The sequence below is a fragment of the Pseudomonas sp. Irchel s3b5 genome (genome assembly GCF_900187435.1).
Lineage (GTDB): Bacteria > Pseudomonadota > Gammaproteobacteria > Pseudomonadales > Pseudomonadaceae > Aquipseudomonas.
The window spans coordinates 23,927-36,750 of the sequence record NZ_FYDY01000019.1; the positions used below are offsets into that span (position 1 = coordinate 23,927).

Consider the following 12,824-nt stretch of genomic DNA (forward strand, 5'->3'; position numbering starts at 1 on the left):
CACCCATGACTGAGCCACTGCGCATCGTCTTTGCCGGCACCCCGGAATTCGCCGCCGAACACCTCAAGGCCCTGCTCGCCAGCCCTTACGAGATCGTTGCGGTCTACACCCAACCGGATCGCCCGGCCGGTCGTGGGCAAAAACTGATGCCGAGCCCGGTCAAGCAGCTGGCGCTGGAAAACAATATTCCGGTGCTGCAACCGCCGACCCTGCGCAATGAAGAGGCTCAGGCTGAACTGGCCGCATTGAAGCCGGACTTGATGGTGGTGGTCGCCTACGGCCTGATCCTGCCGCAAGTGGTGCTGGATATTCCGCGCCTGGGTTGCATCAACAGTCACGCCTCGCTGCTGCCACGCTGGCGTGGTGCGGCGCCGATCCAGCGCGCCGTGCAAGCAGGTGACGCCGAAAGCGGCGTGACCGTGATGCGCATGGAAGCCGGCCTCGATACCGGGCCGATGTTGCTTAAAGTCAGCACGCCGATCAGCGCCGAAGACACCGGCGGCAGCCTCCACGATCGCCTGGCGGAAATGGGCCCACCGGCCGTGATCCAGGCCATTGCCGGTCTCGCCGCAGGCACGTTGGAAGGGGAAGTGCAGGACGACAGCCTCGCCACCTACGCGCACAAATTGAACAAGGACGAAGCACGTATCGACTGGACTCGCCCGGCAGTTGAGCTGGAACGTCTGGTCCGCGCCTTCAATCCATGGCCAATCACCCACAGCACCTTGAACGGCGAAGCCCTGAAAGTGCTGGCCGCGACGCTCACCGAAGGCAAAGGCGCACCGGGTGAAATCCTCGGCGCCAGCAAGGACGGCCTGATCGTCGCGTGCGGCGAACAAGCCCTGTGCCTGACCCGCCTGCAATTGCCCGGCGGCAAGGCGCTGAACTTCAGCGACCTGTTCAACAGCCGTCGCGAGAAGTTCGCTACCGGCATCGTCCTCGGCCAAGCGGCGGACGCTCAATGAACCCGCGCCTGGCCGCCGCCAAGGCACTCGCCGCTGTCCTGAGCGGAAAAGCCTCGCTCAACAGCTCACTGCCGACGCAGATGGACAAGGTCGAAGACCGTGATCGCGGTTTCACCCAGGACCTGGCGTTCGGCACCGCGCGCTGGCAACCGCGCTTGTCGGCGCTGGCGGCCAAACTGTTGCAGAAGCCATTCAAGGCCGCCGACGCCGATGTCGAAGCCTTGCTGTTGGTCGGCCTCTATCAGTTGCTCTACACCCGCGTCCCGGCCCACGCCGCCATCGGCGAAACCGTCGGTTGCGCCGACAAGCTGAAAAAACCTTGGGCCAAGGCCTTGCTCAACGCCGTGCTGCGTAATGCTCAGCGCGAAAGCGAAACGATTTTCGCCGAACTGGAACGTGATCCGGTGGTGCGCACTGCCCACCCACGCTGGTTGCAGAAATCCTTGAAGGCGTTCTGGCCCGAGCAATGGGAAGCCATTTGCGCAGCCAACAATGCGCATCCGCCGATGATTCTGCGGGTCAACCGTCGCCATCACAGCCGTGATGCCTACCTCGGATTATTGACCGACGCCGGTATCGCCGCGACGCCATGCGTTTATAGCCGCGACGGTATCGTGCTCGAAGCCGCCACCGACGTGCGCAGCCTGCCAGGTTTCGCCGACGGCTGGATCAGCGTGCAGGACGAAGCCGCGCAACTGGCCGCCGATCTGCTGGATCTGGCCCCTGGCCAACGGGTGCTCGACGCCTGCTGCGCTCCGGGAGGCAAGACCTGCCACATCCTCGAAGCCGAGCCAAAGCTGGCCGGCGTCGTCGCGGTGGATCTGGAAGCCAAGCGTCTGGTGCGGGTTCGCGAGAACCTCGAGCGCCTGAAGCTCAGCGCCGAACTGATCGCCGCCGACGGCCGCGACACTCAAGTATGGTGGGACGGCAAGCCGTTCCAGCGCATCCTGCTGGACGCCCCGTGTTCGGCGACCGGTGTGATTCGCCGTCACCCGGACATCAAGCTGACCCGCCAACCCGACGACATCGCTGCGCTGGCGGTACTGCAAGGCGAATTGCTCGACGCCATGTGGATAACGTTGGAAGTGGGCGGCATTCTGCTTTACGCCACCTGTTCCACATTGCCGACCGAAAACACCGAAGTCATCGAAGCGTTCCTTGCCCGCACACCGGGCGCCCGTGAACTGGATCTCGCCACCATGGCCGGGATCAAGCAACCCCATGGTCGCCAGTTGCTGGCCCAGGAAGGCGGGCACGACGGGTTCTACTACGCCAAGCTGATCAAGATCGCCGCCGCGCGCGACTAAATGGATTCAATGGAGTGACTGGATGAAAATCATCATCCTCGGAGCAGGGCAGGTCGGCGGTTCGCTGGCCGAACACCTGGCGAGCGAAGCGAACGACATCACCGTGGTCGACACCGATGGCGAACGCCTGCGCGACCTTGGTGACCGGCTGGACATCCGCACGGTTCAGGGCCGCGGTTCGTTCCCGACCGTGTTGCGCCAGGCCGGTGCCGACGACGCAGACATGCTGGTCGCCGTGACCAACAGCGATGAAACCAACATGGTCGCCTGCCAGGTGGCCCACACCCTGTTCCACACGCCGACCAAAATTGCCCGGGTGCGCGAAGCCGCGTACCTGACCCGCGAAGAACAACTGTTCCAGAACGAAGCGATTCCGGTCGACGTGCTGATCAGTCCGGAACAAGTGGTCACCAACTACATCAAGCGCCTGATCCAGCACCCCGGCGCCTTGCAGGTGATCGACTTCGCCGAAGGCAAGGCGCAATTGGTGGCGGTGCGGGCTTACTACGGCGGACCGCTGGTGGGCCAGCAACTGCGGCAGTTGCGCGAGCACATGCCGAACGTCGAAACCCGCGTCGCTGCGATTTTCCGTCGCGACCGGCCGATCCTGCCCCAGGGTGACACGGTGATCGAGGCCGACGACGAAGTCTTTTTCATCGCCGCCAAAGCGAACATTCGCGCAGTCATGAGCGAAATGCGCCGTCTCGACGAGACCTATAAACGCATCGTCATCGCCGGTGGCGGGCAGATTGGTGAACGTCTGGCCGAAGCCATCGAGAGCCGCTATCAGGTGAAGATCATCGAGATGAACCCGGCGCGTTGCCGACATCTTTCGGATCATCTCGACAGTACCGTGGTGTTGCAGGGCAGTGCCTCGGACCGTGACCTGCTGATGGAAGAGAACATCGCCGACGCGGACCTGTTCCTGGCCCTGACCAACGACGACGAAGCCAACATCATGTCGTCGCTGCTGGCCAAGCGCCTGGGCGCGAAGAAGGTGATGACCATCATCAACAACCCGGCCTATGTCGATCTGATCCAGGGCGGCGATATCGACATCGCCATCAGCCCGCAGCTGGCGACCATCGGCACGCTGTTGGCCCACGTGCGCCGTGGCGACATCGTCAGCGTGCACTCACTGCGCCGGGGCGCGGCAGAAGCCATCGAAGCGATTGCCCATGGCGATGCGAAATCGAGCAAGGTGATCGGCAAGGCCATCGAGAACATCGGTTTGCCGCCGGGCACCACGATCGGCGCGATCATCCGCGACGAAGAAGTGATCATCGCCCACGACGACACCGTGATCGAAGCGGGCGACCATGTGATTCTGTTCCTTGTGGATAAAAAACATATCCGCGATGTGGAGAAGCTGTTCCATGTGGGGTTGAGTTTCTTCTGATCCTTTAGACCGCCTTCGCTGGCAAGCCAGCTCCTACAGAGAATCGCGCATAACCTGTAGGAGCTGGCTTGCCAGCGAAGGCGATTTCGAAAACGACAACCATTCGGAAACTCCCCCATGCTCGAATCCCTGGAAAAAATGCTCGCCAAGGGTGTGGATAACTCACTGCTGCGCTTTGGCCTGGGCAAGGGTTATCTGGATCTGGGGGAGAACGCCAAGGCTGCGGAGCATTTCCAGCGCTGCGTTGAGTTCGATCCGAAGTATTCAGCAGCCTGGAAGTTGTTGGGCAAGGCCCATCTGGCGCTGGCGGACCATGCGGCCGCACGCCAAGCCTGGGAGCAAGGCCTGGAAGCCGCCCGCGCCCATGGCGACAAACAGGCAGAGAAGGAAATGACGGTGTTTCTGAAGAAGCTCGAGCGTCAGGCGCACGCAGGCCAATAAAAATCAAAAGATCGTCCGAACGCGGCCCGAGCCTTTGCAGGAGCCTGCGATCTTTTGATTTTTTACATCAATACCAGCGAGCTTCGCCTGGCGGACGCTTCTTGAAGCGCTTCATGCTCCACATGTACTGGCTCGGATAGGCCCCGACATATCGCTCGACCACTTTACTCATGGCCGCGCATGACTCGGCGGTATCGGTGCTGTACATGGCTTCGGGCGCGGCTTCCAGGATCACTTTATAGCCAGAGCCGTCCGGCAGGCGCAACGCATGCAGGAACACGCCAACCGCTTTGCCGCCCGCCAGCATGTTCGGTACAAACTTGCTGGTCAGCGCCTGGGTGGCGAAGAACGGCACGAAGATCCCGGCGGATTCAGACGGTTCCGGGTCAGCGGGAATGCCCACTGCCCCCCCTCTGCGCACTTCCTTGATGACGCTGAGGATGCCTTCCTTGGTGGAAGCGGCAACCTTGTTGCCCAACTGCACGCGCTGCTTTTGCAGCAATTCATCCACCGCCTTCAACTTCGGCGGGCGATAGAAAATGATCGGTTTGCACTGGCTGCAATAGAAGTGATTCAGCACTTCCCAGTTGCCCAGGTGACTGGTGATACCGACGACGCCTTTGCCGGAGGCGAGGGCCTCTTTCAATATGTCGAGGCCTTCGACCTCGCGTACCAGATCGATAGAGCGCTGGGCCGGCCAGATCCAGGCGCAGGCGCTTTCGGTCAGGGACTTGCCGATGTCTTTCAGGCTCTGGCCGACCAGGCGTTCGCGCTCGGCCGGGTCCATGTCCGGAAAGCACTTGGACAGGTTGATCCGCACCACGTCGCGAGAACGGTTGGGGAATTTCCACATCATCCAGCCAATCGCCGAGCCGACGGCCTGAACGGCCCCCCACGGCAACAGGGCAAACAGCCGCAGAGCGCCTACCAGCAAGGCGCCTTTTAACTTATCCACAGGTCACTCCTGATCTTGTGCTGTGCGCGAGGCGGCCATTCTAACCGCCGTTCGCCAACAGCGCGTAGCGGTCGCAATCGCGGGTGTGGTCCATGACCATGCCCGAAGCCTGCATCAAGGCGTAGCAAATGGTCGGGCCGACGAACGTGAAACCGGCTTTTTTCAGGCCCTTGCTCATCTCTACCGCGGTTGGCGTGACGGCCGGGACTTCGCTGCGATCCTTGAAATGATTGACCACAGGCTGGCCACCGACGAACGACCAGAGAAACGCCACCGGGTCCTCCAGCGCCAGCCAGGCCTGGGCATTACGCCGGGCCGCGTTGAGCTTGAGACGGTTGCGGATGATCCCCGGATCGAGCATCAACTCATCGATTTCCGCGTCGCTCATCTGCGCCATACGCTGGACATCAAAACCAAACATCACCTGGCGATAATGCTCGCGTTTACGCAGCACGGTGATCCAGGAAAGGCCGGCCTGGAACCCTTCGAGCAAAAGCAACTCGAACAAACCCTGCGCATCGCGTAGCGGCGTGCCCCACTCCTGATCGTGATAAGCCATGTACAGCGGATCTTCGGAACACCAAAAGCAGCGTGGCATAAGGCTCCAGGGGGCGTGCGCAGCAACGAATCGGGTATACTCCCGCTCTTTAAATCGCAGCCCAAGAAACAGGTGAATTTCGTGAGCCAGCCTACGCCAGCCGTGCGTACCTTCCAAGACTTGATCCTCGCCCTCCAGCAATACTGGGCCGAGCAAGGTTGTGTGGTACTTCAGCCCTACGATATGGAAGTAGGCGCCGGCACTTTCCACACTGCAACATTCCTGCGCGCCATTGGCCCGGAAACCTGGAACGCCGCCTACGTGCAGCCAAGTCGTCGTCCGACTGACGGCCGCTACGGCGAAAACCCGAACCGTCTGCAGCACTACTACCAGTTCCAGGTTGTCCTGAAGCCAAACCCGGACAACTTCCAGGAACTGTACCTGGGTTCCCTCAAGCACGTCGGCCTGGACCCGTTGGTCCACGACATCCGCTTCGTCGAAGACAACTGGGAATCGCCGACCCTCGGCGCCTGGGGTCTGGGCTGGGAAGTCTGGCTCAACGGCATGGAAGTGACGCAGTTCACCTACTTCCAGCAAGCGGGCGGCATCGAGTGCTACCCGGTGACCGGCGAGATCACCTACGGTCTCGAGCGTCTGGCCATGTACCTGCAAGGCGTCGACTCGGTCTACGACCTGGTCTGGGCTGACGGCCCGATGGGCAAAGTGACCTACGGCGACGTGTTCCACCAGAACGAAGTGGAGCAGTCGACCTACAACTTCGAACACGCCAACGTCGAGAAGCTGTTCGAACTGTTCGATTTCTACGAAAGCGAAGCCAAGCGCCTGATCGAACTCGACCAGCCGCTGCCGTTGCCGAGCTACGAAATGGTGTTGAAGGCTTCCCATACCTTCAACCTGCTGGATGCACGCCGGGCGATTTCCGTGACCGCGCGCCAGCAATACATTCTGCGTGTACGCACCCTGGCGCGTTCCGTTGCGCAAGCCTACCTGCTGGCCCGCGCCAAGCTCGGCTTCCCGATGGCGACCCCGGACCTGCGTGACGAAGTACTGGCCAAGCTGGAGGCTGCACAATGAGTGCTCTGGATTTTCTGGTTGAACTGGGCACCGAAGAACTGCCACCCAAAGCCTTGAACACCTTGGCCGAGGCGTTCCTCGCCGGTATCGACAAGGGCCTGCAAGCTGCCGGCCTGAACTACGAGACCAAAACCGTTTATGCCGCGCCGCGCCGTCTGGCCGTGCTGATCACCGCACTGGCCACCCAGCAGCCGGATCGCAGCATCAACCTCGATGGCCCGCCACGTCAGGCCGCGTTCGATGCTGAAGGCAACCCGACCCAAGCGGCACTGGGCTTTGCCAAGAAGTGCGGCGTCGACCTGAGCGAAATCGATCAGAGCGGCCCGAAACTGCGCTACAGCCAAAGCATCGCCGGCAAACCAACGTCCAGCCTGCTGCCGACCATCGTCGAAGACTCGCTGAACGACCTGCCGATCCCGAAACGCATGCGTTGGGGTGCGCGCAAAGAAGAATTCGTGCGTCCGACCCAATGGCTGGTGATGCTGCTCGGTGACCAGGTCATCGACTGCACCATCCTGGCCCAGAAGGCTGGCCGTGATTCCCGTGGTCACCGTTTCCATCATCCGGAAAACGTGCGCATCGGTTCGCCGTCGAGCTACCTGGCCGACCTGCGTGCCGCCTACGTGCTGGCCGACGCCAACGAACGTCGCGAGATCATCAGCAAGCGCACCGAAGAGCTGGCCACCCGTCAGGAAGGCACGGCAATCGTTCCGCCAGCCCTGCTCGACGAAGTGACCGCACTGGTCGAATGGCCGGTACCGCTGGTGTGCTCGTTCGAGGAACGTTTCCTCGACGTGCCGCAAGAAGCGCTGATCACCACCATGCAGGACAACCAGAAGTACTTCTGCCTGCTGGACGCCGACGGCAAGTTGCTGCCACGTTTCATTACCGTGGCCAACATCGAGAGCAAAGACCCGCAGCAGATCATCGCCGGTAACGAGAAAGTGGTTCGCCCACGCCTGACCGACGCCGAGTTCTTCTTCAAGCAAGACAAGAAGCAGAAACTCGAAGACTTCAACCAGCGCCTGCAAAACGTGGTGTTCCAGGAAAAACTCGGCAGCGTCTACGACAAGGCCGAACGTGTTTCCAAACTCGCCGCTTACATCGCAGCGCGCATTGGCGGCAACGCTTCGTGGGCGGCTCGTGCCGGCCTGCTGTCCAAGTGCGACCTGGCGACCGAAATGGTCGGCGAGTTCCCGGAGATGCAAGGTGTCGCCGGTTACTACTACGCCCTCAATGACGGCGAGCCGGAAGACGTCGCACTGGCGCTGAACGAGCAGTACATGCCACGCGGTGCTGGCGCTGAGCTGCCTGCCACCCTGACCGGTGCAGCCGTCGCTATCGCTGACAAGCTGGACACCCTGGTCGGCATCTTCGGTATCGGCATGCTGCCAACCGGCAGCAAAGACCCGTACGCCCTGCGCCGTGCAGCGCTGGGTGTGTTGCGTATCCTCATCGAGAAGCAACTGGATCTGGACCTGAACGACGCCGTGGCTTTCGCCGTGAATGCGTTCGGTACCAAGGTCAAGGCTGCCGGCCTCAACGACTCGGTGCTGGAGTTCATCTTCGACCGTCTGCGTGCTCGTTACGAAGACGAAGGTGTCGACGTCGCGACCTACCTGTCGGTACGTGCCCTGAAGCCGGGTTCGGCTCTGGACTTCGACCAGCGCGTGCAAGCCGTCCAGGCTTTCCGCCAATTGCCGGAAGCTGCAGCCCTGGCCGCCGTGAACAAGCGTGTGTCGAACTTGCTGAGCAAGGTTGAAGGCTCCATTCCGACCGTCGTGGAAGCCAAGTACTTCGATAACGCCAACGAGTTCTCCCTGTACTCGGCAATCCAGCAGGCAGACCAGGCGGTTCAGCCGATGGCTGCAGCACGTCAGTACAGCGAATCGCTGGCACGTCTGGCTGCGTTGCGCGAGCCAGTGGATGCGTTCTTCGAAGCCGTAATGGTCAACGCGGAAGACGCAAAAGTCCGCGCCAACCGTTATGCGTTGCTGGCGCGTCTGCGTGGGCTGTTCCTCGGTGTCGCCGACATTTCGCTGCTGGGCTGAGGAATTGCTGTTGAAACTGCTGATTCTCGATCGGGACGGAGTGATCAACTACGACTCCGACGCTTACATCAAGTCGGTGGAGGAGTGGATTCCACTTCCCGGTTCGATCGAAGCCATTGCGCAGTTGAGCAAGGCCGGCTGGACGGTAGCCGTCGCTACCAACCAGTCGGGCATCGCTCGCGGCTATTACGACCTCGCCACCCTCGATGCCATGCACGAGCGCTTGCGCTCACTGGTGGCGGAGCAGGGTGGTGAAGTCGGGCTGATCGTCTACTGCCCCCACGGGCCGGACGACGGTTGTGATTGCCGCAAACCGAAACCCGGGATGCTGAAAACCATCGCAGGGCATTACAACGTGTCGCTGACCAATCTCTGGTTCGTCGGCGACAGCCTTGGTGACCTGGAAGCCGCCAAAGCCGTCGATTCACAGCCAGTTTTGGTAAAGACCGGAAAAGGCGTAAAGACTTTGGGCAAGACCCTACCGGTTGGCACATTGATTTTTGACGATCTGGCGGCGATTGCCGCAGAACTTATCCACAATTAGAGTGCTTCTGATGTTTTCCTGATAAAGGATTGATCAGGGGTGCGCTTTATACAGGCGGGTATTGCCCGCAACGGTAAACGTCACCATGTCGATATTGCAGGCGATCAGAACCTTCCTCTTTTACCTGCTGCTGGGCACCAGCTCCTTGCTGTGGTGCAGCCTGAGTTTTTTTATCGCGCCATTTCTGCCTTTCAAGGCGCGCTATCGTTTCATCAACGTGTATTGGTGCCGCTGCGCCCTGTGGTTGAGTAAAGTCTTTCTGGGCATCAGCTACGAAATCAGAGGCGCCGAGAACGTCCCTGAACGGCCTTGCGTGATTCAGTCGAACCACCAGAGCACGTGGGAGACTTTTTTTCTCTCCGCCTACTTCTCACCGTTGAGCCAAGTGCTCAAACGTGAATTGCTCTTTGTTCCGTTCTTCGGTTGGGCCATGGCCATGTTGCGGCCGATCGCCATCGACCGGGACAACCCGAAAGCCGCACTCAAGCATGTGGCGAAGAAGGGCGACGAACTGCTCAAGGACAATGTCTGGGTACTGATTTTCCCTGAAGGCACACGCGTTCCTTTCGGCACCGTCGGGAAATTCTCCCGGGGTGGCACCGCACTGGCGGTCAATGCCGATCTTCCCGTACTGCCGATCGCACACAATGCCGGCAAGTTCTGGCCGAAAACCGGTTGGGCGAAGAAGAAGGGCGTGATCACGGTCATCATCGGCGCTCCGATGTATGCCGAAGGCAGCGGGCCGCGTGCGATTGCCGAATTGAACGACCGGGTTCAAGCCTGGAACGAGCAAATGCAACGGGAAATGGGCTCTATTCCACCTGCTCCGCAAGCTCCGGTCTCCAACGACTCGATGGCGGTCTGAGATTCTGTGGATAAGCTGTGTACCGTTTCATTGAAAAGTGTCATTTCTCTATTCTAACTTTATGTTTTTATTACATATTTTATAGAATGATAAAAACCATAAAAACGTGCATAAGTTTTTTTGGGGCGCAAAAAAACCGGCTGATATAGCCGGTTTTTTTATGCCCGCGAGAACGACCTGCATTCACTCTTCAAGCAACGGGAATTCCAGCGTGAAACACGTGCCTTCGCCGACCACGCTGCGGCATTCAATTCGTCCGCCATGGTGATCCATGACGGCTTTCACCATCGACAACCCCAATCCCACCCCATCGATCCCCTGGGCTGAAGAGAAACGCCGATACTGAGTGAACAGCGCGGGAAGCTCTGCGGCCGCGATGCCTTTGCCTTGATCGGTGAGCTCACACGTTAGCCAGCTGTCGCTGTGCCTGACGCTCAAGCAGACGCGAGTTCCTGCAGCGCTGTACTTGATGGCGTTTTCCAGCAGATTGAACAGCGCCCGGGTCAGCAGCGCCTGATCCGCCATGATCAGGCTTTCCTGCGCTTCATCCTGCACGTCATGCACCAATTGGATCTGCTTCTGTTGCGCAAGGGGAAGTGCCTGATCGAACACATCCATCACCAGCATCGCAAACAGGCTCGGCTGAAATTGATAGGCGTCGGACTCGGCTTTTGCCAATTGAACGAATCCGTCAGTCAAACTCAGCGCCCGACGCACTTGAAGCTCGATTTGATCGAAGAGCCGCGTGTCACCGCCGACCTGATGCCGGTGCACATCGAGCAGCGCAAGAATCGCCGAGTGCGGTGCCCGCAAGTCGTGGGACAAGAAGCGCAACATAACGGCCCGCTGTTCTTCTGCATCGCGTTCGATACTCAGGTCGATCAGGCTCCATAACCAGCCAACGGGCGTTTCCCCGTCTGCCGGCAGCAACACTGCGCGTTCCAGTCGCAAACTACGCTCTTTGACGTCGCGAAACTCCAGCAACGGCAGCGTTGATAGTTGCCCGATGGCGCCGTGGATCAGGTCGGGGTAACCGAGTTGTAGCAACTGCTCAACCACGCCATCGCCCACCAGACTTGCGCCAAACAAATCGCGGGCTTTGCGGTTGCCGAGCAAAATTTGTCCACGGGGATCGCTGATCAACGTGGCGACGGGTAAATACTCCAGACCATCGGCGATGAAACGATGGGTATCGCGCGTCCGGCTCATGGCCTGTTCAAGGGCCATGACCTGCTTCTGCAAACGGTCACCACGGGGAAACCGGGTTCGACGCCGCTCCGGAAAAACCTTCGGTTCGCTGTCGAGCCGCGCCAGCTCCCAGCCAAAATAGGTCAGCACCACACTGAGGCGCCGCCAGTTCCAGATCAGGTAACCAAACAGCATGCTGAGTACAGCCGGCATCGGCGACCACAACCGGTTCAACTCAGCGAGACCGGCGCTGGTCAGCAGCGTACACGCCATGCCAATCATCGTCAGCCAAAGTGCGAGACGCGGACGCCATAGCAGCAATCCCAGAACACCTGCCACCCAGGCAACGGAAAGCGATGCGCTCAAGCCCGGCGACACGTCGTTCAGTTTGATTTGTGCCCGATAAGACACCAGCGCAGTCAACGGCAGTAACACTAAACTTATCCACACCCACTCACGGACCAATTGCCGGAACAAGTGCTGTACCTGACTTGGCACACGACTTTCGCGGCGCCATGACTTACTCATGGAATAAAGAGGAGGGTGGGGTGAATGATTTCATAGCGCTCAGATCTAAGGACGGACACCGAAGAATCATAGCGGACGTTAACCAACCATGGACCGCTTACTTTCACTGTGTTGATCAAGCCGCTATTGTCGACAACCAACTGCTCAAGCGACAAGGAGTCACCGCATATGCGCGTTGCGATACTGGACGATGAACCCGCCGAACTACGCCGGGTTGAACAAACCCTGCAACAGATGGCTGAACCCGGAGAACAGCCGTGGTCACTGCACAGTTTTGAACGCGGGGAAGACTTGTTGCGCCAACTGCGCCGGGAAACATTCGATCTGCTGATCCTCGACTGGCAATTACCCGATCTCAATGGTTTGTCGCTGCTGCGTTGGACCCGTGAACACATGAAGGCACCACCGGCTGCAATCATGCTCACCAGCCGTGATGGTGAAAACGATATCGTCCTGGCCCTGAATGCGGGTGCCGACGACTACGTCAGTAAACCGTTCCGGCCCAACGAACTGAAAGCCCGGGTTAGTGCCGTGCTGCGTCGGCACAATCAGCAACGGGCGGTCGCTGAAGAGTTGAGCTTTAACGACCTGGTGTTTGACGATGCAGAACTCACTGTCACTCGCGACGGCAAACCGATCGCCATGACAGAACGTGAGTATCAGCTGGCGAGCTGCTTGTTCAGCAACCTGGGTCGACCGTTGTCGCGAGACTACTTGTACGAGCGGTTCTGGCCCCATGAGGAAATGTCTTCGTCGCGCCCTCTGGACACCCATATCTATCGCCTGCGCAACAAGCTTGGGCTGACGGCAGACCGGGGCTGGCAGCTGCTGACGATTTACGGGTATGGGTATCGGTTGGAAAGTGTGACGCCGGCAAGCGAGTGAACCGCCGGGCATAAAAAAGGCCAACGCATATGCGTTGGCCTTTTTTCGTTGGTGCCGACCGGG

General features: G+C 59.8%; 12 protein-coding genes. 9 read left to right on the plus strand and 3 right to left on the minus strand.

The genetic code is table 11. The features are described from left to right. Positions 1-5: 5 nt before the first annotated feature. The 4 genes from fmt (at position 6) to CKW15_RS18870 (ending at position 4,112) form a co-directional block, all read left to right on the plus strand. Positions 6-965 carry a methionyl-tRNA formyltransferase gene (fmt, locus tag CKW15_RS18855; protein WP_095152575.1) on the plus strand — a complete coding sequence of 320 codons (960 nt, stop codon included), beginning with the start codon at positions 6-8 and terminating at the stop codon, positions 963-965. Further along, the gene (rsmB, locus tag CKW15_RS18860) at positions 962-2,272 is read left to right on the plus strand and encodes a 16S rRNA (cytosine(967)-C(5))-methyltransferase RsmB (RefSeq protein WP_095152576.1); all 1,311 of its coding nucleotides are present in this window, start codon (positions 962-964) and stop codon (positions 2,270-2,272) included. The genes fmt and rsmB overlap by 4 nt, the downstream gene beginning before the upstream one ends. Positions 2,273-2,294: 22 nt before the next feature. Next, on the plus strand, positions 2,295-3,671 hold the full coding sequence (gene trkA, locus CKW15_RS18865) for a Trk system potassium transporter TrkA (protein WP_046042728.1): 1,377 nt from the start codon (positions 2,295-2,297) through the stop codon (positions 3,669-3,671). A 117-nt stretch (positions 3,672-3,788) separates the two neighbouring features. After that, a complete protein-coding gene (locus CKW15_RS18870) occupies positions 3,789-4,112 on the plus strand; it encodes a tetratricopeptide repeat protein (RefSeq protein WP_095059771.1) in 324 nt (107 codons plus the stop codon). A 67-nt stretch (positions 4,113-4,179) separates the two neighbouring features. Here the strand turns inward: CKW15_RS18870 and CKW15_RS18875 are convergent, their stop codons facing one another. Continuing rightward, positions 4,180-5,067 carry a lysophospholipid acyltransferase gene (locus CKW15_RS18875; protein WP_095059772.1) on the minus strand — a complete coding sequence of 296 codons (888 nt, stop codon included), beginning with the start codon at positions 5,065-5,067 and terminating at the stop codon, positions 4,180-4,182. A gap of 40 nt (positions 5,068-5,107) precedes the next feature. Beyond that, positions 5,108-5,665, minus strand: a complete 558-nt coding sequence (locus tag CKW15_RS18880) for a DNA-3-methyladenine glycosylase I (RefSeq protein WP_095152577.1) — start codon at positions 5,663-5,665, stop codon at positions 5,108-5,110. 81 nt (positions 5,666-5,746) lie between these two features. Here CKW15_RS18880 and glyQ point away from each other — a divergent pair, with 81 nt between their 5' ends. From glyQ to CKW15_RS18900, 4 genes are all read left to right on the plus strand, one after another. Beyond that, the gene (gene glyQ, locus CKW15_RS18885; RefSeq protein WP_008155694.1) at positions 5,747-6,700 is read left to right on the plus strand and encodes a glycine--tRNA ligase subunit alpha; all 954 of its coding nucleotides are present in this window, start codon (positions 5,747-5,749) and stop codon (positions 6,698-6,700) included. Then, a complete protein-coding gene (gene glyS / locus CKW15_RS18890; protein ID WP_095059774.1) occupies positions 6,697-8,751 on the plus strand; it encodes a glycine--tRNA ligase subunit beta in 2,055 nt (684 codons plus the stop codon). The genes glyQ and glyS overlap by 4 nt, the downstream gene beginning before the upstream one ends. A gap of 4 nt (positions 8,752-8,755) precedes the next feature. Further along, the gene (gene gmhB, locus CKW15_RS18895; RefSeq protein ID WP_177408843.1) at positions 8,756-9,295 is read left to right on the plus strand and encodes a D-glycero-beta-D-manno-heptose 1,7-bisphosphate 7-phosphatase; all 540 of its coding nucleotides are present in this window, start codon (positions 8,756-8,758) and stop codon (positions 9,293-9,295) included. An 85-nt stretch (positions 9,296-9,380) separates the two neighbouring features. Then, entirely contained in the window at positions 9,381-10,160 is a 780-nt protein-coding gene (locus tag CKW15_RS18900; RefSeq protein ID WP_095152578.1) for a 1-acyl-sn-glycerol-3-phosphate acyltransferase, read from the plus strand. Positions 10,161-10,343: 183 nt separating this feature from the next. Here the strand turns inward: CKW15_RS18900 and CKW15_RS18905 are convergent, their stop codons facing one another. Then, on the minus strand, positions 10,344-11,876 hold the full coding sequence (locus CKW15_RS18905; RefSeq protein WP_095152579.1) for a PAS domain-containing sensor histidine kinase: 1,533 nt from the start codon (positions 11,874-11,876) through the stop codon (positions 10,344-10,346). 168 nt (positions 11,877-12,044) lie between these two features. Between CKW15_RS18905 and CKW15_RS18910 the strand changes: the two genes are divergently transcribed. Beyond that, entirely contained in the window at positions 12,045-12,761 is a 717-nt protein-coding gene (locus CKW15_RS18910; protein WP_095059778.1) for a response regulator transcription factor, read from the plus strand. Positions 12,762-12,824 lie beyond the last annotated feature (63 nt).